Here is a 22,245-nt window from a genome sequence, read left to right on the forward strand (position 1 = left end):
ACGAAAGTGTGACATTCGTATTCATCGTCTGGCTTTAGTATAATTCAATTAAACCTTTAAATAAGGTGTTGTGCAAGGTTGATTGTAAAACAAGTGTATTAAGCTAGGAAGGGGAATTCTCTTGAGTAATCGTTCTTTGAATGGAACAGATTTTACCGCAATGGTTTTAGCCGGGGCGGAACAATTACAGCAGCATGCGGAACACGTCAATTCACTAAATGTATTTCCGGTACCGGACGGTGACACGGGTACCAATATGAATTTGACGATGAGCGCGGGCGTAACAGAAATAAAGAGGGGGAATTCTTCCTCTATCGGTGTCATGTCCGGCATACTATCCAAAGGTTTGCTGATGGGGGCCCGCGGTAATTCAGGGGTTATCCTGTCCCAGTTGTTCCGTGGCTTCAGCCGTTACGCTGCCCCATACGAGGAATTGAATACCCTTCAGTTCGCATCGGCATTGCAGAGCGGGGTGGATGCGGCCTACAAGGCGGTGGTTAAGCCGGTGGAGGGTACAATTCTTACCGTGGCGAAGGAAGCGGCTAAGCATGCTGTTTTTTTCTCGCGCCGGACGAACGACATCACGGAACTGATGGAAGAAGTGCTTGCTAAAGCGAAGGAAACGCTTGCCGTGACGCAGGACATGCTCCCGGTACTGAAGCAAGTGGGAGTTGTGGACTCGGGTGGACAAGGGCTTGTGTATATTTATGAAGGATTTATGCAATATCTCGCAAGCGGTCTGGTGACAGCTACAGCTGCAAAAGGCGATAAGGTGCGTCCCGTTTTTCCTCCTCAGGTAGCCGGGAGACCTACGGCAGTTGCGCCTTCCCCGGATGCGCCGATTTCAGCGCAAGCGAAGCTCGAAACCGAGGATATTGAATTTTTGTATGATATGGAGTTTTTTATCAATCGGCAATTGGGCGGAGCGCAAGGTACGGCCTTTGATGAGGAAGTTTTCCGGAAAGCGTTATCAGTTGATGGTGATTCTATTATCGTAATTTCAGACGATGACGTTATTAAGGTTCATGTGCATTCCAAAGCTCCGGGTGAAGTGTTGAATCTGGCACTGCGTTACGGGGAAATTACACAGATCCGTATTCTGAATATGCGCGAGCAACATCGTGATTTGTTGTCGGCAGGTATGGATGGTGCTCCTGAGCCTGAGTGGTTTGCTGAAATACCAGCAGAGCCTGTACGTGAGGAGGAGCCCTCAGTGCCTCCGGCTCATGAACTGGCACCCTTTGGTTTTATCGCTGTGGCTTCTGGTGAAGGAATTGCCGATATTTTCAGAAGCTTGGGCGTCGATGTTGTGCTTACCGGCGGTCAGACCATGAATCCGAGTACAGAGGATTTTGTCAATGCGGCACGCTCGATTGCGGCTCAACATATTTTCATTCTTCCGAATAATTCCAATATCATTTTGGCGGCAGAGCAGGCGCGTGAACTACTGGAGATGGAACGCTTGGTGTCGGTTATCCCAAGCAAAACGATTCCTCAGGGGATTGCGGCGGCATTTGCTTTTCAGGAGGAAGAATCCTTTGAGACCAATCAGGATAATATGCGAGAAGCGGTCAGCCGTGTGAAATCCGGACAGGTGACCTATGCGGTACGGGATACGACGCTTGATGACCTGCACATTAGGGCAGGCCATTATATCGGTATTCAAGATTCCAAAATTGTGGCGACAGAGGAAGAGTTAGTCGCAACGTCCCGTCTTTTGCTGACGAAAATGCTGGTGAATGGTGATGAAATTGTTACGATTCTCACAGGTTCGGATGCGAAGCAAGAAGACACAGATCAGCTCGTTGCATGGCTTGGAGAGCATTATTCGGATGCTGAAGTAGAAGTGCATGAAGGTGGTCAGCCGATCTATCCTTATTTGTTCTCAGTGGAAAGCTGATGGGCTGTAGAGCGCCTATGGAAGCCCACCACCAAAAAGGAGGTCTGACTGATGAGCAGTACCCTCATTGTGACGGATAGCACGGCTGATATTCCACAGGAACTGGCAGACCGTCTCGGTATAGTCGTTGTACCGCTGACGGTCATGTTCGGCAGCACAGCTTATCTGGATGGGATTGAAATGTCAGCGGCGCAGTTTTACAGCGAACTGGTGCGGGCAGATGAGTTGCCTACGACGTCACAGCCTTCACCAGCCCGTTTTTTGGAGACTTATACGACGTTGCTGGAGCAGCATCCTGAGAGCCAGATTGTTTCTATCCATTTGTCCTCCGGCGTGAGCGGAACGTATCAGTCCGCTCTGCTGGGCAAATCCATGCTGGAGAAGCATGAAGATAGAGTGACCGTGGTAGATTCCAAATCAGCTTCATACGGATACGGTATGCTTGTGGTCTATGCCGCAGAGCTGGCTGCTGCCGGGCAATCTCCGGCTGATATTGTTCAGGCTGTGGAACGTCGTGGGGAGCGCCGTTGTTTGTATTTCCTGGTGGATACACTGGAATACTTGCAAAAAGGCGGACGTATTGGCAAGGCAGCGGCTATGGTTGGTACGTTGCTTAACATTAAGCCGATTCTTTCGATTGACAAAGAAGGCATTATTTATTCGGTTGATAAGGCGAGAGGACATAAAAAAGCGACAGCACGAATCATCGAACTGCTGGAGCGGGATTTAAAAGGCCAAAAAATTAATATTGCTGTGGGTCATACGGCAGATCGCTCGGTGGCAGAAGCGTTCGTGGCTCAGCTGGCAGAGCATTTTGAGCTGGGAGATCGAATATATACTGAACTTGGCGCTGTGATTGGAGCCCATGTAGGGCCAGGAACGATTGGCATTTTTGCATGGCCGGCCAGAGATGAGAGGTAATATGTTGCAACTGGATCAAATACCATTGAAACAAATACACGGCGTGAGTGCTCTCAAAGAAGGAGAGCTTCACGCTTTTGGCATTTTTAACGTGCAGGACATGCTGGAATATTATCCGTTTCGGTATGAAGATTATCGCCTGCGTTCGCTAAGCGAAGTGAAAGACGGAGATAAGATTACGGTACAGGCCAAAATTATGGGTATTCCGGTGCTTCAACGATACGGCCGCAAATCAAGGTTGACTTGTAAATTGATGGCCGAGGATTGGATGTTTACTGCGACGTGGTTTAATCGGCATTTTTTGAAGGATCAGCTAACATCAGGTCGTGAAATTGTGGTGACTGGTAAATGGGACCTTAAGCGGATGCAAATGACCGTTTCGGATTCCGAGTTTCCCGATAAAGGAGTGGCCCGTTCAGGGACACTTCAGCCTGTGTACTCTATAGGCGGCAAGATTACGCAAAGCTGGATGCGAAAAACCATGAATCAGACGCTTCAGCAGTTCGGTGAAATGATTCCTGAAATTTTGCCAGAGCTGCTTGTACGTAAATATAGCATGATGCCTCGTAAAAAGGCCATTACGGGTATACACCAGCCTGAGGACAACCGCGAAGGGCAAGAGGCTCGCCGCCGCATGGTGTATGAGGAGCTTTTTTTATTCCAGCTGAAAATGCAGGCATTCCGGGCGTTAAACCGTGGTCGAGCAGACGGGGTTGTGCATACGGTGGACAATGCTACAGTTCGTGAATTCGTGAGGTCCTTGCCTTTTGAATTAACGGATGCACAGAAGAAGGTCGAGCTGGAAATACTGCATGATCTGCGCTCGCCCTATTGTATGAACCGTCTGCTTCAAGGAGATGTCGGGTCGGGGAAAACGGTTGTTGCCGCTATTGGTTTATTTGCTACCGTGCGTTCCGGTTTTCAGGGGGCACTGATGGTGCCAACCGAAATTTTGGCCGAGCAGCATATGAGGTCGCTTCAGAAGCTGTTTGAGCCCTTTGGAATCAGTGTGGGGCTGCTGACAGGAAGTACGACCGGAAAGAAACGTAAGGAGCTGCTTGCTTCCCTGCAGATGGGGCTGCTGGACATTGTGGTAGGCACCCATGCCCTCATTCAGGAGGATGTATATTTCCGCCAGCTCGGGCTTGTCGTGACGGATGAGCAGCACCGATTCGGCGTGAACCAGCGCAGCATATTGCGTCGCAAGGGATACAATCCCGATGTGCTGACCATGACGGCAACACCGATCCCGCGTACGTTGGCGATTACTGCTTTTGGTGATATGGATGTTTCTACAATATCAGAGCGGCCCAAGGGACGTATTCCAATTTCGACGTACTGGGTAAAGCATGATCTGATGGATCGGGTGCTTGGCTTTATTTCCCGTGAGGTGGATCAGGGGCGGCAGGCTTATCTGATTTGTCCGTTAATTGAAGAGTCGGAGAAGCTGGACGTACAGAATGCCATTGATTTGCATATTCAAATGCAGCAGGCTTTTCCGAATTACCATGTCGGGTTGCTGCATGGACGAATGACTCCTGCGGAAAAAGAAGAGGTTATGCGTTCTTTTTATGCGAATGAGGTTCAGCTGCTCATTTCAACGACGGTTGTGGAGGTAGGAGTAGACGTGCCGAATGCGACGCTCATGATCATTATGGATGCGGATCGCTTCGGACTGTCCCAGCTTCATCAGCTGCGTGGGCGCGTCGGACGGGGCTCCCATGCCTCGTACTGTATACTGGTTGCTGATCCCAAGTCGGAGGTTGGTCAGGAGCGGATGAAGGTTATGACCGATACGGACGATGGCTTTGAGGTCGCCAGACGCGATCTGGACCTGAGAGGACCGGGTGACTTTTTTGGCACCAAGCAGAGCGGGCTGCCCGAATTCCGCTTAGCAGATATGGTAGCGGATTTTGAGGTGCTGGAAAAGGCTCGTGAGGATGCAACGGATCTGATCAAGGATTCGTCCTTCTGGACATCTCCACAGTATGAAGTACTGCGCGGCTATTTGCAAAAAGAGCAGATTTTCCAAGGAGATCTCATTGACTGATTCAGCAAGAATCATGAGGTTGTTCCAATCGTTTTAAACAGATAGGCACAATGGACAGGCTGGCCGTCATATATTTGGGAATGACCGAATGATATGGGAGGTGTGGCAACATTGAGCTATCAGCAATATGGAATCAGCCCGCAACTGGTGGAGAGAATTAAGTTGAAAATGAAAAACCGTGTGCTCAAGGAACGGGTTAAGCAGCAGATCGAAGGTGTGACCAAAGCAGATCTGCAAAACAAGGCTAAAGTACGTCAACTTGTAAAGTCCACTTCTGCAATTTTGAACGAGCGGCTGACGCCTGCACAGGAGGAGCAATTGACAGCCTTTGTGCTGGCACAAAAAATTGACCCGTCTAACACGTTCCATCTGATCAAGCTGTGGGGAATGTTCCGTTGATTGCATGTGGTAGGAGATTTTAAAGCATTCCCATGTGCTGTGTGAAGCACTTATGGAAAAGGATTGCCTGGTGCCAGGCGATCCTTTTTTATTACTTTTTTCTATTCATAGCTTTCTTTTTGCCCCAAAAAACGTATGCGTTTGAGGTATTCAGACAAGGATATACTTTTTCAAGCCCGGTTCTGCCGTATAGATAAAGGTGAAAACCGATCGATATCTGTGTAAAATCATAGTATATGTATGAAATGCATAAAGAGGGGGACTTATGAAAAAAGCAAACGCTAATTTGATGAAAGCAATCAATTTAAACAATGTGCGCCAGGTGATGAAACGTGTTGAAACGGCTACCAAACCACAGTTGGCCTCGCTCACCAAGCTGAGTGTAGTTACGGTGAATTCACTTGTGAAGGAACTGCATGACCTTGGAGAGATATTCGAAGATGAAACCGTTCCGTCCAACGGCGGAAGACCTGCGCTAACCTATCGTTACAATTATGATTTCAGCCTCGCGCTTGTCATTTACATGAAAGAGGAGCAAGGACAAGGGTTTGTTTCAGCAGCAGTCGTTAACCTGGAAGATCATATTCTGCTAAAAGAAGAATATTTGATACCTGTTTTTGAACGGCAGCATTTCCATGAGGTTATTGGGCGTTTCCTTGCGTTGTATCCTTCCATTAAAGTGATCGGCATAGGCATTCCTGGACAGGCCGTCAATGGTGAAATTACGGTGAGCAGTCATCGGGAGCTGACGGGTTTTCGCGTGATTGAAGAGATTGAATCGCAATTTGGACTGCCCGTTATGGTGGAAAATGATATTAATGCCGCCATAAGTGGGTATTGTGCGAAACAGGACTTGGATGACGTGCCATGTGTACTTGGCATATATTTTCCTACGAAGTACCCGCCAGGAATGGGGATATATCTGGATGGAAAGATAGTCAAAGGAAAGAACGGCATGGCCGGAGAAATCAAGTTTCTCCCCATGAGTCTTGATTGGTATCGTGAAATGGATAAGGAAACATTTGTGGATGCATTATGCCAAATCATTCAAAGCGTCAATGCCGTTCTTGCTCCAGACAAAATTGTGATCTATCAGGATCGAGTGGAAGCAGATACTTGGTACAATGCATGGGAAATCTATCAGACTCAGCAGCCTATGCCATCGTTTCCTGAAGTGATTTTACAGGATACATTTCAACAGGACTTTGAAGCAGGCATGCGCTGGCTCACGCTCAAAGAATTGGAGCCGGTCCTGATCATTTAAATAAGTAGAAAGAACCCCCAGAATTCACTGAGGGTTCTTTCTGCATCATGTCTTGACAAAGAAAAGCTACTGATGCATATTAAATAAATATACTTTATAAAGATATTTATTTATGGTGGGAATGGCAATAAAGATTCACTCATAGTGAGAGAGGTGAGGTATGGCAACTTGGTTTTTAATTGTTATCTATCTGGCATTTGGTAGCTTGGGGCTTCCAGATTCTTTGCTTGGATCGGCCTGGCCGGTGATGTGGCCTGACATGGGGGCTTCACTCGGCTCCGCCGGCATCTTGTCCATGGTTGTAGCCGGAGGGACGATCATATCCAGTCTGGCTAGCGGAAACTTGATTCAACGATTGGGGACAGGCAAAGTGACCCTGATCAGCTGTTTGCTGACTGCCGGAGCGTTGCTTGGATTCTCTATGGCACCCTTCATGTTTTGGCTTGTCATTTTGGCTATTCCTCTTGGCCTTGGCGCAGGTGCCGTAGATGCGGCTCTGAATCATTATGTAGCCGAAAACTACAAGGCTCATCATATGAACTGGCTGCACTGTTTCTGGGGCTTAGGAGCAACTATGGGTCCGATTATTATGTCCTACTATATTGCTGATCATAACTCCTGGAGAGGGGGGTATACAGCAGTAGCCATGATCCAGTTCGCCCTCGTCCTCATTTTGTTTGTTACGCTCCCCCTATGGAAACGTATCGGGGCGTGTCATGAACCTGTGTCTGCACAAAATGACGTACAGCATGATCAGGCTGAATCCGTACTATTACAGACAGAGGGAAATGTCAAAACCAATGTACTCCATATCAAAGGCGTCAAGCCTTCCCTTATCGCCTTTTTGTTCTATTGCGGGGTTGAAAGTACGGTGGGACTGTGGGGAGCCAGTTATTTGGTTGGTGCGAGGCATATCACAGCAGAGACGGCTGCGGGATGGATCTCTTTATACTATGGTGGTATTACGATTGGAAGGATGATTACAGGCTTTATTACGCTGAAAGTCCATAATCGTGTGTTAATCCGGTGCGGTCAGCTTGTTGCCATTGCAGGCGGGGGCATTCTTTTGCTTCCGCTGCCTGGCGCTCTTTCCCTGGTTGGATTCATTTTGATTGGACTTGGGCTTGCCCCTATCTATCCCGGGCTTCTTCATGAAACGCCAACCCGGTTTGGAAGGGAAAATTCGGCAAGGCTGATGGGATATCAGATGGCTGTCGCTTATACGGGAACGACGTTTCTCCCTCCGCTTTTTGGCATAATCGCTACACAGACGAGCATCAACTTATTCCCGTTTGTTGTGCTTGTTTTCCTTATTTTTATGCTGATGAGTGCAGAGGGGGTAAACCGCATTTTAAACCAACGAGAGAAAGTGAGGAATTAGGATGTTAGCGTACGTGTTATTATGTGCTGTCATATGGATTGGGACCTATCTATGTATGGTGATGTCTGGAGAGTCGATTGAAGTGAAACCGATTCGTTCGATTGACGATCTGTTTGAATAGAACACAACGTCAAAAAATAAATCTTGACATGTAATGCATTACAACGTTTACGATTGCAATGTAGCAAACAGCTTTCCCTAGGGCGGTCCCAATGCTACTAGTCTGGGAAGGGGTATAAATGCCGGGTTTACATCTTTCTTGACAAAGAAAAGTCACATCTTTGGTGTGAATACTTTGTAAAATGACATTATAAAGTTAGTGTATTTACTTTTGAACGCTTATTTAGGAGGTCGAATACATGATGTCAATCATCGTTCAAGCCGTTTTAGGTGTGTTTATACTGATTGGCGCATATTTTGCTGTTAGAGGTGTGACTGAATCTCCCCAAACATATATTTACGCCCAACGTTCACACGAGAGAATTATCCGTGGACTACATGGGAATGGGCATGGGAATGAAGGTGAAGGTGAAGGTGATACTTGATAAGGAAATCGCATTAGAACAGACAGATTATTAGAATACTAGGAGGACTTATATGCTTAAACTCGTCGTGACCGATCTGGATGGAACCTTTTTGAATAACAAAGGGTTATTTGATATTGATTTATTTAACCAGGTATATGACGAAATGCAAAAAAAAGATGTTGCTTTTGTTGCTTGTACCGGGAAGCAGTGCGAGAGAGTAGAGAAATTGTTCGGGGAGCATGGCAAAGGCGTCTGGATACTGGGGGATAGCGCAACAAGGATCAAGAAAGACGGGGAAGTTGTCAAGGAGTTTACGATTGAACATGATCTGGCTCAGCAAGCCATTGATGAGATTCAACGTTTTGATCCGGAAGTTACGATTATTGCATGTATCCGTGATACGGCTTATGTGCTTTCTACAATAAAAGATGAATTGTTCAATGTGGTTAAAGGCTCTTACGAAAAAGTGGTTAAAATCAATTCATTTAAACAAATTGACAGTGATTTTAATAAAATTACTGTTTTCGATATCAAAAGCCGAAGCTCTGCATTGAGAAAACATGTGGAAAATACGTTGCTGGGACAAATCTACATTGTCGATTCTGAACCCAAATGGGTGGATATTACCGCTCTTCACACACATAAAGGGGAAACAGTCAAAAAACTGCAGAATATGCTTGGCGTGACGTTTGAGGAAACCATGTCCTTTGGAGACGGTGAAAATGATGTGGAACTGATGAGTATTGCGAAGTACAGCTTTGCAGTTAGCAATGCTTGTGAGAATACTAAAAAGGCGGCCAGTTTTATTACAAAATCCAATGAAGAGAACGGGGTGTTATTAACTATTCAGAAGCTGCTGGATCTGCAGTAGGCAGAAAGCGAAGCAATTCCCATAGCCCTTTCTTACTACGGATTGTGTGCATTCAAAAGCGCTATGACCTGATCATCAGGTTCATGGCGCTTTTGACTTCATCTAATACAATCCTATAAATTACCTGAATACAGAACTAGTGTTTGGTCTTATAATAAATCAGGAATGTATGTTCGTATGTAATCGGTTTTTTGGAGGTGCAGTCATGACTAAAACAATTGAGCGGACCATTCTTTTGGCGGATTGCCAGTCCTTTTATGCCAGTGTAGAAAAAGCTTCCCACTCGGAGTATAAAAATAAGCCGCTTGCGGTAGCGGGTGACCCTGCACGCAGGTCCGGGATTATTCTGGCCGCATGTCCTATAGCAAAAAGTTTCGGGGTGTCTACAGCAGAACGGCTCGGTGAAGCTCTCAAGAAGTGTCCTGAGCTTGTGATTGTCCGGCCCCGTATGAAATATTATATCGATGTTTCCCTGGCAATTACAGATATATACAAAGAATACACCGACCTAGTGGAAGTTTTTAGTATAGATGAACAGTTTTTAGATGTTTCTGAAAGTTTAAAAATGTTTGGTGACCCTTTAGATATTGCAAAGGAAATTCAAGAAAAGGTTCTTTTGCAGACCGGAGTCTGGGTTAGGATTGGAATTAGTTCAAACAAAATTCTTGCTAAAATCGCAACCGATATATGGGCCAAAAAGAACAAGAATGGCATTTTTACACTTCTCAAGACAGATGTCGAGCAGTTGCTATGGTCGCAGCCGGTGAATAAAATGTTCGGCGTGGGCTCGCGCATGACGACCCATTTCGCGCGGCTCGGGATGACCACTATAGGGGATATCGCCAGAACACCGCTGCCGGAGCTGAAGCGCAAATTCCGTGCCCATTTCGGCAAGCAATCGGACATTCAGGCTGAGGTGATGTGGAGAACCGCTAACGGCCTGGACGACAGCCCTGTCGCTCCATATACGTTCAGCACCCCTCAGAAGTCAATCGGCCATATGATGACCTTGCCTAAAGATTATGTAGAGCCTCACGAGATCGAGACCATTCTGCTGGAGCTCACCGAAGAAGTGTGCCGGGACAGCCGACGCAAAGGGCATATGGGGTCTGTCGTTACCGTCGGCTGTATGTGCAGCCCGTATGAGGCGCCGACCGGATTCTCACGCCAAATGAAGCTGCCCGATCCGACCAACAATACGAATAAAGTCTACAAAGCTGTGAAGGAGATCTTCTATAAATTCTGGAACCATATGCCAGTGAGACGCTTGGGCGTGAGCCTGAGCGGTTTGACGAACGCGGAGACGTATCAGCTTTCCTTTTTTGAAGATCAGGAGCGAGCACGTTCTTTAGAGAAAGCCACGGACAGCATCAAGGATCGTTATGGCAACGCGGCGATCGTAAGAGCCTCCTCCTTAATGCAGGCCGGTCAGGCTCTGGAAAGATCCTTGAAAATCGGGGGGCATTATAAGTAAGACAAATAAAGAGCACAAAAAGCCGCGCAACCATCGGCGGCTTTTTGTTTTAAGGAATTAAGCTCTTGTCACAAGTCTTCACTTGGATGCATGCTTTTTCATGGTATCCATGAATCGTTGCATCTGCGGAGTGATCCATTTGTTTTTATGATACGCAAGTTGGCTCCACATTTGAATGCTGACGCAATCGGTATTGATGATTGATAATTTCCCTGCATCCACAAGCTCGCGTACTACGAAAAAAGGGAGAAATGATATCCCTACATTGTTCAGAAGAAACTTGAGAATAATATCCGTATTTCCAATTTCCAAAACGGGATGAAGTTCATATCCCTGGGCTGCCAGGATTTGCTCTAAATCATAACGATAGCTATATCCCTTTTCTGTTAGTACTAATGATTCTTTAAGAATAGTTTCCACCCGTACATTCTTTTCTTGTGTTAATGGATGTTCACTAGAGGCAACAAAGACCATAGGTTCCGGTCGTTCGATAATCTTTACCCATTCAGGACGGTAGATTTTTTGATCTAAAAAGTAGATCATGTCAATTTCATTACGCTGTACCATATCATACATATCCGTGTTGAGACCGGTTTTGATCCTGGTTTCAACTAGAGGGCACAACTTCTGAAATTCCATTAATATAGAAGGTAAAACGCTACTGGACAGCGATTCGATTACCCCAATCTGTAAATATTCATGTCGGGTGGATCGATGTCGAATTTGACCGCTTTAGCGGCTGCACGCAATGCAAGGTTATCCGAGCAGGAATATGCCATTGGAATTGCTTACGTTTCAGAGCAAACTCATTCATCGGTCTCCAAAGGGTTACGCATCCTTGGATTACGTGGTGATCAAATCAGAAAGATTCCGAGTGATAAAGGTTTTCTTAGAAAAAGCAATAATGGATGATCGGGCGGTTGGAATGAAACCTTTTGTGATCATTGCCAAGCAGGCACAACCAATACGGGAAGCATTGACCCGTTAAACGAAATTGCTGATCTATGTGAAAAACATAATATTTGGCTACACGTGGATGGAGCTTACGGTGCATCGATTTTGGTTTCTTCGAAATATAAGCCCCTTTTGAACGGGATATCACGTTCAGATAGCATTAGTTGGGATGCACATAAATGGTTAATGCAGACGTATTGCTGCAGCGTAATTTTAGTCAAAGAAAAGCAGCACCTCAGAAACTGCTTCAGCACACATCCTGAATATTTGAAAGATGCCGAGACGGGTGAAGAACAGATTAATTATTGGGATATGGGCCCTGAATTAACGCGCCCTGCTCGAAGTTTGAAACTATGGATGACACTGCAAGCATTAGGGACTAATGCTGTCGGTGAAGCCATAGAGCATGGAGTTCAACTCGCAGAATGGGCTGAAGATGAAATTAAAAATTATAATCATTGGGAAATTGTATCCCCGGCACAGTTAGCGATTGTTAATTTTCGATATGCTCCAACTGGATTATCCAACCAAGAATTAGATTCACTCAACAAGAGGATCTCCCAAGAAATGGTGAAAAACGGATATGCCTCTGTGCTTACGACGCAGCTCAATGGAAAAACGGTTCTCAGAATCTGTGCAATCCATCCAGATACTACCGAAGATGAGATGAGGAATACAATTCAGCTTCTATCGAATATAGGACGGAGCATCGAATGAGAGAAATAGTTTTCTACGATGGAAAAGTCAAACTCATTTTAACTGGTAAGTAAGACATTCATGAAGGGGAGGGGACAAAATTAAATGTGCTCTATGCATGGCTTCGCAGAATGGCGGAACGCCGTAAATAATCCTCTGTATAAAATCGGATATTTCAACCATAATAAGACAGCCTGTTTATTCCAAACGTGCAGAGGAGCAGATGAATGTGAAAAACAAATGGTTGCTGGCGTTGCCGTTAACCTTGGCGTTCGTTTTTAGCATGACTCCGGTAGTTGTATCCGCGCAAGCGAAGGTAGGCGAGGAGAAGGATTCTGCTTGCATAAGTCCCAAAATGGTGCAACTAAAAGGCGATATGCAGAAGGTATGGATCGACCATACGATATGGACGAGAAGCTATATTGTCAGCGCCATATCTGATCGTCCAGATCAGAAGGATGTATTGGATCGGCTTTTACGGAACCAGCAGGACATAGGCAATGTGATCAAGCCTTATTATGGGGAAGCCGTCGGTAATAAGCTGGCTGATCTTCTGAGAGAGCATATTCTGATCGCAGTTAAAATTGTAGCGGCTGCCAAAGCGGGCAATCAGGCGGATGTAAAAAAGTTAGAGGCGGATTGGCATACAAACGCTGACGATATCGCCAAATTTTTAAGCACAGCGAATCCGAACTGGCAGTTTAAAGTGCTACAAGATATGCTGTATACGCATCTTCAGTTGATTACGGAAATAGTCCTTAACTGTATCAAAGGAGATTGGAAAGCGGATATTGCAGCAACCGACAAAAACGAGATTCATATGATTCATTTTGCGGACATCCTGACAGAAGGTATTGTCAAACAGTTTCCTGGAAAATTTTAAGCGGGCGCTATAGACGCTGCAAAGCAGATTAGCTTTTTATAATCACCCCAAAGGGTGGCTATGGAAAGCTTTTTTTATGGATGCAGTCGGATGTTGAACCGAAATGTATCCTCCCGCAAGCTCAATTTCATTGAAATCAACTGCACCTAACGAGGTTACCATACTAAAGAGTTTGGGATATTCTGACCCAGGCTCCGGTCTGCTATCTAATGGGTTGGGTACTACGTCCATAATGGATTTTAGTTATTTTAATGAAATGTCGATATAATGCTGCATACTCGGGCGTACAATGATAAGGTCAGGACATTTTTTACTGCTTCTGCTCCTTCACTAATTACAACCTTCTTTCCAGATATGTGTCCATTACTTTTCCAAAATATTCTTGAATGTAAACTCATATAGTAGTATTATATACAGAACAAGTGTTCTTAATGCAAATGTATTTTTTGGAACGTTGCAGTTTACGGGAAACCTAACATGGCGTATCATATTATGTTGAACGTAAATAGATGGAAAATGAATGAACATCGAGGGGAGAAAATCATTTTTATGGACCCAAAACGTCGACCATCATCTCAAAAACGCAGCAGGTGGCGTATTTTCGGTAAAGTTTTACTGATTAATATCAAGTGGTTCTCGCTGGCAGGCTTGTTGGGAGTGCTATTTGCCGGAGGGCTTATATCTGGCTATGTGGCAGCGCTCGTTCATGATGAACCTGTACGATCACGTCAGTTGATATATGAGAAGGTAGATGAAAATGCTCTGACCAGCTTTGTATATTTTAATGATCAGGTAACTCCGGTTGGACGAATGCGCATGGAGGAGGATCGACAGCTCGTTGACCTGAAGGATGTTCCTCAGTCCATTATAGATGCTCTTATTTCAACGGAAGACAGTCAGTTTTATGAGCATCGTGGCGTTGATTTAAAAGGAACGGCTCGGGCTGTCAAACAGAAGCTTCTGAATGAGAACCGCCAAACGGGTGGTAGCACACTGACGCAGCAGGTAGCGCGACGGGTTTTCCTCAGTCTCGACAAGACGGACAGCCGTAAGGTGAAGGAAATGCTGCTTGCACTGCGTATGGAGCGTTTCATGAGCAAGGATAAAATTTTAACAGCCTACTTAAATAAAATGCCTTTTGGCAACGGTTCAGCTGGTTATAATTTGTATGGAATTAAGTCTGCTTCATTAGGAATTTTTAATGTAAGTGATCTACATAAGCTTCATATTGCTCAAGCGGCTTATTTGGCAGGTCTGCCGCAATTGCCGTCTGTTTATTCTGCTTTTGATGGTAAAGGGAAGTTCGATGAAGAAGGCTTCGACAAAGCAATGGAGCGCCAACGTGTCGTGCTGGCAAGAATGCTGGCAACAGGTAAACTCACACCAACAGAATATTATGAAGCGCTCCAATTTGATGTTAAGGCCACGCTTGCGCCACATCGTGAAAAAAGCTATAATACATTCCCTTATTTGATGCTGGAGACAGAGCGTGAGGCCGCTCAGTTATTAGCGCTTCAGGAAAATCCAAATCTTACGGCAGCCGAGATTTCTAAGCCCGAGCATGCTGAGCTTCTTCAAAATACACGAGAAGAGCTGCAGCGGTCTGGCTACCGAATTTATACAACGATAAATAAGAAAATTTATAATGATATGCGGCAGATTGCAGCCAATCCGCAAAACTTTTCTCCATACAGCAAGCAGAAGGGATTAGAGCAGATTGCAGCCATCATGATTGATCATAAAACGGGAGCAATACTCGGTATGATCGAGGGCAGGGATTTTAATACCGAGCAAATGAACTATGCAACGCAAATGACACGTCAGCCCGGTTCTGCCATGAAGCCAATTGCTGCTTATTTGCCCGCTTTGGAAAAGGGTTATACTCAGCCTGCTGGTCTTATTGATGATTCGCAAATTATATTGAAAGACGGACGTAAAGGCTATCATATTCCTAAAAATTATAATAGAAGATACGAAGGGCTTATGACGGCCCGTGAAGCGCTCAATCGGTCAATCAACATTCCTGCTCTGAGGCTGTTTTTATATGAAGTTAAAATTCATAATGCTTGGAATTTTGTTCGTTCTCTTGGAATTACGACGATACAGCCGCAGGATGAATATGCCCAGACAGGTGTACTGGGCGGACTAAGTAAAGGCGTATCCGTTGAGGAGCTGACTGCAGCATATGGAACGATTCCTAATATGGGGGTATACAATGCACCTCATCTGATCAGCAAAATTACGGATGCCAATGGCAAGATTGTATATGAATATAAACCACAGTCGAAGCGGGTATATTCGCAGCAAACCGCATTTTTGATGACGGATATGCTCAGAACTGTTATATCTGACCCGAGGGGAACCGGGAAACGACTGCAAAAGGCTTTTAGAAGCTACGGCACCATTGATATTGCCGGTAAAACCGGTACGACACAAAACTTTGGTGATGTGTGGTTCATGGGCTACACCCCTGACGTTACGCTTGGCGTCTGGGCTGGTTATCGTCAACAGGTGAATACACTATCACAAGCAGGGCATACCAGAGCACAGTCGGTGTGGGCGCTAATCATGAATGAGGCGATCAAGGCTCAGCCCCAGCTTTTCAAGAATAAGCATTTTATACAGCCAGAAGGTGTTGTGAAAGTTACGGTGTCTAGTCTTACAGGTAAACTTCCGGGGCATTATTCCCGCCAATCTGGTCAGCTCGTGACCGACTGGTTTAACCAAAAATATGTGCCGACCGAAGTCGGGAGGGAACAGCTTCCCCGTTCTTCCAAACCATCGGTATCGACCAAAACAGATATAAAGGAGGCAGAGATTCCAGAGAAAGAAGTGCCTGCAACAGACCAAGAGAAAGTTCCATCAGAAGAGATGACTCCTCCTGTTCCTGACACAGACACTGGGATAAGTATGCCTGATGAGAACATTGATTTGCCATCAGTAGATACTTCGCAGCCTGCTGCCCAAAATGAGCAGGAGACTCCTTCTAATGCAGAGAGCCAGGACGAGACTCCAAAAACGCAGCCTGATGAGGTTATTTATCCTGAAACAACGCCTGATCAACCCAAAAACTAACAACGTAGGATGATCTAGTTTAAAATGCCGTTCCCGACAATGTCGACAGTGACCTGCGTATGAAAACGGACATTAGGGTACTCTTTATTCCAATCCACACTTTTCCATACGGCTGGATGGTGGGCAATCAACTGTCTGCCTATGCCAAAGGCATCACATCCGCTTTTTTGAAGTGTACGAATAATTTTTTCCGCATCCTGGGTCATGATCTCGGAAAGCTGACCATTCAGACGCTGTACATTAGTCTTATCTTGAAGATGGTCTCGTGCATATTCAACAACATTAACAGGCAGTTTCAAGTTGAGATTCACATCAATTTGGCCATCTCGCTGAACTTTCACTGCAAGGTGGCGTTTGACGCTCTGCGTAATGGCCTGATACGTAATAAAGTTTTGCACATCACTGGCAGGCCCTGGATGTACCTTTTTTACGAAGGTAGCTGTCTTTTTCCATTTTCCAGTCATCAGGACGTATAAAGGACCTTGTTTGGTGCTTAGGTTTCCTGTGAACTTTTGTCCGTGAAATAAGGCAATTCCACGCGCTATAATATCTTCTCCTTCTTTGGCAAGATAGGGAAGTGCGAAATCTTGACCCGGATCAAGCATTGGGGGAAGCAATGTCTCCAACGTCATTTCAGGGAAAACACATATGTTTTCGAGGCTTCTGATTTTTTTGGTTATAAATTCACCAATTAAAAGGCTGCTTATGCTTTGTTGTTCTAGGATATCTCCAGCCAGCCCGTCTACAACAGCAATCTTGACATGGGAAGTTGGATAGTCAGGCTCCCGGTACAGCACATCCAAAAAAGAGTATAAATCTTTTCGAGCCACGCTTTCACCATACAAGATAATTCCATATTTGAAAAAGCGGATATCCCCGGTTACTTTGGCCCGGATTTTGTCTGTACTCTGCCGGACGGAATTTCCGGTGCTTGAATGAATTTCATTGGTGCTTTTGCCTTGATTGCTTTGAGAGTCATCTACAATTTCCAGCGTTTGCTTCAGCATACCTTCAGGAGTGAGATCATAAGCCGATGCATTTGCCAATCTGGCATCCCTCAAGCTGTCCTGATCCCAACAGCCCGTTGTAAAAATGAGTAGAGCCAGCATTCCAAGCGCTCTGCTCCTTTTTTTCATGTTTCGGCTTCCTCCTTTTTTTTGAAAACATAAGATAGGATCAACAGCAGAAAAGGGAGCACAATCAGGAAAAAATAAGCGGAACTATTCGCTAGGGAACCAATGAACTCGAAATCTTCTCTTCGTTGGGGCAAATAAGCAATTATGCATGAGGCGAGCACAACAAAGGGAACTGCTTTTTTGTGACTTTTTTGCTTGAGTAGGTAGCTTATTCCGTAAGACGCAGCATAATAGTAGGCGCTTATGGCACCAAAGATCGAAATGAGCCAAATCGGCAGGAAAATAAAATCGACCCGATCCATCGTTCCCAGCGGAATAGACCTGAGCAAATAAATGATCGGCTCGGGCATTAAATCAAGCTGCTGGGGGCTAAATGCAGTCTGACAGGTGAATACCGTAAAACAATACAACAAGACCACGGTCACGTTAGCTGCCAGAATTGTCTTGAGCTTGCCCACACTTTTGCCCTCTATCATAGGGAAGACGACGAGAATAAACTCAAAACCAAACATCGCCATCAGTGTTTCTTTTGAACCGACAATAATACGGGACCATCCCGCCTCAGTTAGTGGCAACAAATAAAGTGGGTTGGATTGCTTTATGCCATAGCTGATTAATAGTATCATTGGCAAAATCAGAAATGAGATTAACACAAGCACCCGTGTAATTGTTCTCAAATTTTCCCGAACCAGATAGATGCTACTGAACAAAAACAGTGCCAGTATAGCCCAACGGGGAGTAAACTGCAGCATCCAGCGGTTAATAACGTCATAAGCATTCACAAGCACCGAGGTCCCCATAAGCAGATAGAAAGCAATGTAAGTGGCAGTCAGTATTTTGCCAATCCAGGATCCGGTAAGCTGGGTTAATATCTGATATATAGAGGAAGAGGGGAATCGCCTTAACAAGAGCCAGCACAGCAAAATGATAAGCTGGGTCAGAAAGCCGCCAATAAGGACAGATATCAAGCCCCCTCCTTTGGATGAAAGGTGCATTTGATAGGGAAGTGATAAAATGTCTACGCCAATCTCAAACTTGATGATCAAAAAAAACAGTTGATTCCGTGTAATAGTACTTTCTTTATTCACGTCGTTTCCAGCTCCTAGAGTTGTTCTGTTGCTTCAATTTTTGGGCTTTAGAATCATGGGGCCGCTGATGGAGTGTCCATATGGGAAAACGGATAAAAACATCCTTCATATCGCCAAGCCGAAAAGGTGCAAGAGGAGCAAAATAGGGCGTACCAAACGTCTCCAGCTTACAAAGGTGGATGGTGAGAATAAGCAAACCAAAAGCAATGCCGATATATCCGAACAAGGCCGCTGCAATCATCATTGGAAAGCGGAGAATACGGACAGCTGAGCTCATTTCATGAGAGGGTACCAAAAAAGAAGAAATTGCTGTTAACGAGACGACGATAATCATCGTATATGACACGAGGCCTGCCCGAACGATAGCATCCCCGATGACCAAACCGCCAACGATACCAATGGTTTGACCGACCCGACTGGGGAGGCGGACCCCGGCTTCCCGCAGCACCTCAAAGATCAATTCAAGCAGCATGGCCTCGATAATAGCTGGAAAGGGAATGTTCCCCAGTGATTTTTTGATGGTGTGTGCCAGTTCTAATGGCAAAATAGCAGAATGAAAAGCTATCGTTGCAATGTAAACGGCAGGCAGCGTAAAAGCGATCAGAAAGCTAACCATCCGAATCATTCTTAGAAATGAACTGATAATCCAACGGCCATGATAATCATCAGGGCTTTGGTAAAATGCAAAAAAAGAAACGGGGGCAATTAAAGCGGTAGGGCTACCTTCAGCCAAAATTGCGATCCGTCCCTCCATTAGATTAGCAGTTACCCGGTCCGGCCGTTCCGTGCTGAGCTGCTGAGGAAACAGGGAAAAAGGATTGTCCTCCGTAAACTCTTGAATAAAACCGGGAGGGAGTACCATGTCCGAGGAGATCGCTTTAATTCTCATCTTCACTTCTTCCACCAGCTCAGGATTAGCCAGGTCTTGAACATAGACGATAGCAATTTTAGTTCTCGTTCTAGATCCGACATAATAATAACGTACAACCAGCGACGGGTTGATAATTTGTTTGCGAATTAGATTGAGATTGATGGATAGCTGCTCAATAAATCCGTTGTGGGGTCCGCGAATAATCCCCTCGTTTTCCGGTTCATCCGTACTGCGAGTGTATGTTTTTTCGGAAGAAAGGATATAAAACTCTTCCGTGCGATCTATCATAAAAATGCAATATCCCTGAATAAGCGAATCAATGGCATTTTGGAGGTTAGTATCCTTTTGGCTGCTCAGGGTAGTGAACATTTGATGGGAGCTTGTGTCGGTCTTCTCGTATAAAGCACTCAGGATATGCGTCTGAATCATCTCCTGATCCACGAGCGAATCAATATAGAGAAGCATACTATCTTTACCGTCAACGGAAATCGCCTGTTTTTGTAAATCATCCGTATAAAAAAGCGCTTGCTCTATAAAAGAAACATTGCTGCTTAATTCAAAGAAAGCTGCGTCATGTCTGGTCAAGAGAGCACCTCCTTTTTGGATGAGATAGGTATAATGTGCGCCAAATGGATTGGATTTATCCACGATCTGGTGAATTATCCATTCTCGCATCTATTGGACTGTAGACGAGATTACAAGGGAACATCATCTTGGGTCAGATCAATTCCCAGATAATGTCCCAGTTTCCGTCTGACCTCACTGCGGGCAAAGGAGGAAAGCATGAAAAACCGCTTTTGATAACCGCGGCACATATACAAAACCTCTACACCTTCATGATTTCGGATTTCACTATATATTTTAATCCCTTGTCTTTTCATTTGGGCCTTCGTCTCTGCTAATTGAACTGCAACGCGCTGTTGTACTTCAGTCAGGCTACGAACGTACAGATCGGGCATTTTTAAAGGAGAGGTACTCAGAATACGAATGTCTCGCTCCAAAACATCCAGCACAAGGGTTAAAAGTACACAGATCTTGATCAACGCCGCATCTTTTTCGGAAGGTTGAGGGGCTTTACTCTTGTTGTCATGCAGCTTTTTGTTTGTCATAAAAATCTCCTTTACTCGGAGTAAGAATACAATATATAATAAGTGTACAGAACAAACGTTCCCTTTATACCTCATCATAGGAATTTTTCTGTTATGTAAGCAATCATCAATTATTGGAAAAGCAGCAGGAAAGCAAATTTTATAGTTTTATACCTGGTTTGAAGCACTAATCGGGGTGTCAATACACAGAACTTTTTGCTTGGATCGCCGGTGACAGTGAAACGGGATTTATGTTAAGCTAATGCTTAAAAAACTTACATAAAAGGAGAGATCGTTACTGATTGCGGTCAGTTGCTATTATTTATCATAAGAAGGTAGAGAAAGAAGGTATACATATTGTCACGTTCGTTGTATGCAGCGTTATTGCTACTGAGTCTTATTTGGGGTGGTTCGTTTCTGTTTATTAAAGTGTTATTGCTGCATCAAGTAGGACCGTGGACCATCGTTTTTCTCCGTTCCAGCTTCGGATTTGTTTTTATTGTCTTGTTGATGCTGTTTATGCGCATACCGTTTAAAATCAACAGCATTCCGTGGAAGTCCGTTATTCTGGTAGCTTTGGTCAACATGGTTTTACCATGGACTTTGATCGGTTTTAGTGAGACCAGAATAGCTAGCAGCATGGCTTCGGTATTAAATGCTACAACGCCCATTTGGACCATGTTGGTGGGGCTTGTCCTTTTCGGAGCTATATTTCATCGCCTACAGTGGCTGGGAATGTGTCTCGCTTTTGTAGGGATCATTATTTTACTGGGCATTAATCCTGCATCCATTATTTCAGTTGATCCTGTAGGTTTTGGATGTATGCTGCTTGCGACTCTCTGCTACGGATTTGGAACGCAGCTGTCCAAACGTTTTCTCTCCAATCTGTCCATGTATCAGGCTACCTTTGCGACACTGTTTGGTGCGGCAGTTGGGGGTGGTATCATGATGACAATTGTAGAGAGACCTGATTTGTCGATTGTTTTTGTTCCCGGTGTGTTTGGTTCCCTCGTAGGACTAGGGGTTCTGGGATCAGGAGTAGCGTATATTTTGTTCAACTATATGATATTGCGAGGAAGTGCAGAATTTGCTGCTTCGGTGACTTATTTTGTACCAGTGAGCGCTATTGTATGGGGATTTTTGCTGCTGAATGAGCATATTGGCTGGAATGTTCTTGCCGGACTCGTTCTTATCCTGGGAGGTGTATTTATGGCCAATCAGCGTAGAACAGTCAAATTAGCTGGATAATAGCGCTGTAAACGGGTAGAAATACGCGGGAGTATATTTTATGTGCATTCGCCAAACCTTCGGTATAATGCTGTAATTCGCACATACAATAAAGCATGCTCGCACATACCATAAAAAATATGGTGCAGCCATAAAAAGCAAGCTTTTTAGCAAGTGGTAAGGTGTGGTATAATAATTTATAGAAATACAAGTACCACAGAAATGTCGGAGTTTTATTCCACAAAAGAAAGGATCAGGATACCATGTGTCCCCGAAGGATACTTCCCCAAAGGACGATTTGGAAACGATTTGATCTGTCTTATACTTAGCTTTTCCGCGGAGTAACGTCAAGTTGCGAAAGCCAACTCTGCGGAAGAGGGGATTGTACATGCGAAGGACCAAGTCCTCAAGGCACATTTTACCCGGTAGCTTCCGTAAGA

General features: G+C 45.0%; 19 protein-coding genes. 14 read left to right on the forward strand and 5 right to left on the reverse strand.

Features of this window, described 5'->3' with window-relative positions; all coding sequences use genetic code 11:
• Window positions 1-121: 121 nt before the first annotated feature.
• The 9 genes from B4V02_RS09685 (at window position 122) to B4V02_RS09725 (ending at window position 10,787) form a co-directional block, all read left to right on the forward strand.
• Window positions 122-1,900 carry a DAK2 domain-containing protein gene (locus tag B4V02_RS09685; protein ID WP_094154623.1) on the forward strand — a complete coding sequence of 593 codons (1,779 nt, stop codon included), beginning with the start codon at window positions 122-124 and terminating at the stop codon, window positions 1,898-1,900.
• A gap of 51 nt (window positions 1,901-1,951) precedes the next feature.
• Entirely contained in the window at window positions 1,952-2,821 is an 870-nt protein-coding gene (locus B4V02_RS09690) for a DegV family protein (RefSeq protein ID WP_007430990.1), read from the forward strand.
• Window position 2,822: 1 nt separating this feature from the next.
• Window positions 2,823-4,871: an ATP-dependent DNA helicase RecG gene (recG, locus tag B4V02_RS09695; protein WP_094154624.1), complete on the forward strand. Its 2,049-nt coding sequence runs from the start codon at window positions 2,823-2,825 to the stop codon at window positions 4,869-4,871.
• A gap of 111 nt (window positions 4,872-4,982) precedes the next feature.
• Window positions 4,983-5,270, forward strand: a complete 288-nt coding sequence (locus B4V02_RS09700) for a stage VI sporulation protein F (RefSeq protein ID WP_007430988.1) — start codon at window positions 4,983-4,985, stop codon at window positions 5,268-5,270.
• Window positions 5,271-5,535: 265 nt separating this feature from the next.
• Window positions 5,536-6,534: an ROK family protein gene (locus tag B4V02_RS09705; protein WP_094154625.1), complete on the forward strand. Its 999-nt coding sequence runs from the start codon at window positions 5,536-5,538 to the stop codon at window positions 6,532-6,534.
• Between the two features lie 160 nt (window positions 6,535-6,694).
• Window positions 6,695-7,915: an MFS transporter gene (locus B4V02_RS09710; protein ID WP_094154626.1), complete on the forward strand. Its 1,221-nt coding sequence runs from the start codon at window positions 6,695-6,697 to the stop codon at window positions 7,913-7,915.
• A gap of 359 nt (window positions 7,916-8,274) precedes the next feature.
• Window positions 8,275-8,460 (forward strand): hypothetical protein, encoded by a 186-nt coding sequence (locus B4V02_RS09715; RefSeq protein ID WP_094154627.1) that lies wholly within the window; start codon window positions 8,275-8,277, stop codon window positions 8,458-8,460.
• A 52-nt stretch (window positions 8,461-8,512) separates the two neighbouring features.
• Window positions 8,513-9,313 (forward strand): Cof-type HAD-IIB family hydrolase, encoded by an 801-nt coding sequence (locus B4V02_RS09720; RefSeq protein ID WP_094154628.1) that lies wholly within the window; start codon window positions 8,513-8,515, stop codon window positions 9,311-9,313.
• A 205-nt stretch (window positions 9,314-9,518) separates the two neighbouring features.
• Entirely contained in the window at window positions 9,519-10,787 is a 1,269-nt protein-coding gene (locus B4V02_RS09725) for a DNA polymerase IV (protein WP_094154629.1), read from the forward strand.
• A 78-nt stretch (window positions 10,788-10,865) separates the two neighbouring features.
• On the opposite strand, the gene B4V02_RS09730 is transcribed toward B4V02_RS09725, so the two are convergent.
• Window positions 10,866-11,426, reverse strand: a complete 561-nt coding sequence (locus B4V02_RS09730) for a LysR family transcriptional regulator substrate-binding protein (protein ID WP_244188492.1) — start codon at window positions 11,424-11,426, stop codon at window positions 10,866-10,868.
• 75 nt (window positions 11,427-11,501) lie between these two features.
• Here B4V02_RS09730 and B4V02_RS26570 point away from each other — a divergent pair, with 75 nt between their 5' ends.
• The 4 genes from B4V02_RS26570 to B4V02_RS09745 all read left to right on the forward strand — a co-directional run bounded on the left by B4V02_RS26570 (window position 11,502) and on the right by B4V02_RS09745 (window position 16,395).
• A complete protein-coding gene (locus B4V02_RS26570) occupies window positions 11,502-11,699 on the forward strand; it encodes a hypothetical protein (RefSeq protein ID WP_244188493.1) in 198 nt (65 codons plus the stop codon).
• Between the two features lie 81 nt (window positions 11,700-11,780).
• Complete coding sequence (locus B4V02_RS09735) at window positions 11,781-12,458, forward strand: pyridoxal phosphate-dependent decarboxylase family protein (RefSeq protein WP_244188537.1); 678 nt, start codon at window positions 11,781-11,783, stop codon at window positions 12,456-12,458.
• A gap of 208 nt (window positions 12,459-12,666) precedes the next feature.
• Window positions 12,667-13,320, forward strand: a complete 654-nt coding sequence (locus B4V02_RS09740) for a glycosyltransferase (RefSeq protein ID WP_208618713.1) — start codon at window positions 12,667-12,669, stop codon at window positions 13,318-13,320.
• Between the two features lie 549 nt (window positions 13,321-13,869).
• Complete coding sequence (locus B4V02_RS09745) at window positions 13,870-16,395, forward strand: transglycosylase domain-containing protein (protein WP_094156978.1); 2,526 nt, start codon at window positions 13,870-13,872, stop codon at window positions 16,393-16,395.
• 14 nt (window positions 16,396-16,409) lie between these two features.
• On the opposite strand, the gene B4V02_RS09750 is transcribed toward B4V02_RS09745, so the two are convergent.
• From B4V02_RS09750 to B4V02_RS09765, 4 genes are all read right to left on the reverse strand, one after another.
• On the reverse strand, window positions 16,410-17,531 hold the full coding sequence (locus B4V02_RS09750; RefSeq protein ID WP_094154631.1) for a Ger(x)C family spore germination protein: 1,122 nt from the start codon (window positions 17,529-17,531) through the stop codon (window positions 16,410-16,412).
• Window positions 17,528-18,619, reverse strand: coding sequence for a GerAB/ArcD/ProY family transporter (locus B4V02_RS09755; RefSeq protein ID WP_094154632.1), 1,092 nt, complete (start codon window positions 18,617-18,619; stop codon window positions 17,528-17,530). The genes B4V02_RS09750 and B4V02_RS09755 overlap by 4 nt, the downstream gene beginning before the upstream one ends.
• Complete coding sequence (locus B4V02_RS09760) at window positions 18,612-20,075, reverse strand: spore germination protein (protein ID WP_094154633.1); 1,464 nt, start codon at window positions 20,073-20,075, stop codon at window positions 18,612-18,614. The genes B4V02_RS09755 and B4V02_RS09760 overlap by 8 nt, the downstream gene beginning before the upstream one ends.
• Window positions 20,076-20,185: 110 nt before the next feature.
• The gene (locus tag B4V02_RS09765) at window positions 20,186-20,599 is read right to left on the reverse strand and encodes a YhjD family protein (protein ID WP_094154634.1); all 414 of its coding nucleotides are present in this window, start codon (window positions 20,597-20,599) and stop codon (window positions 20,186-20,188) included.
• Window positions 20,600-20,935: 336 nt separating this feature from the next.
• Between B4V02_RS09765 and B4V02_RS09770 the strand changes: the two genes are divergently transcribed.
• On the forward strand, window positions 20,936-21,826 hold the full coding sequence (locus B4V02_RS09770; protein ID WP_094154635.1) for a DMT family transporter: 891 nt from the start codon (window positions 20,936-20,938) through the stop codon (window positions 21,824-21,826).
• The last annotated feature ends 419 nt before the right edge of the window (window positions 21,827-22,245 follow it).

This window comes from Paenibacillus kribbensis, from assembly GCF_002240415.1.
In the GTDB taxonomy this organism is placed as follows: domain Bacteria; phylum Bacillota; class Bacilli; order Paenibacillales; family Paenibacillaceae; genus Paenibacillus; species Paenibacillus kribbensis.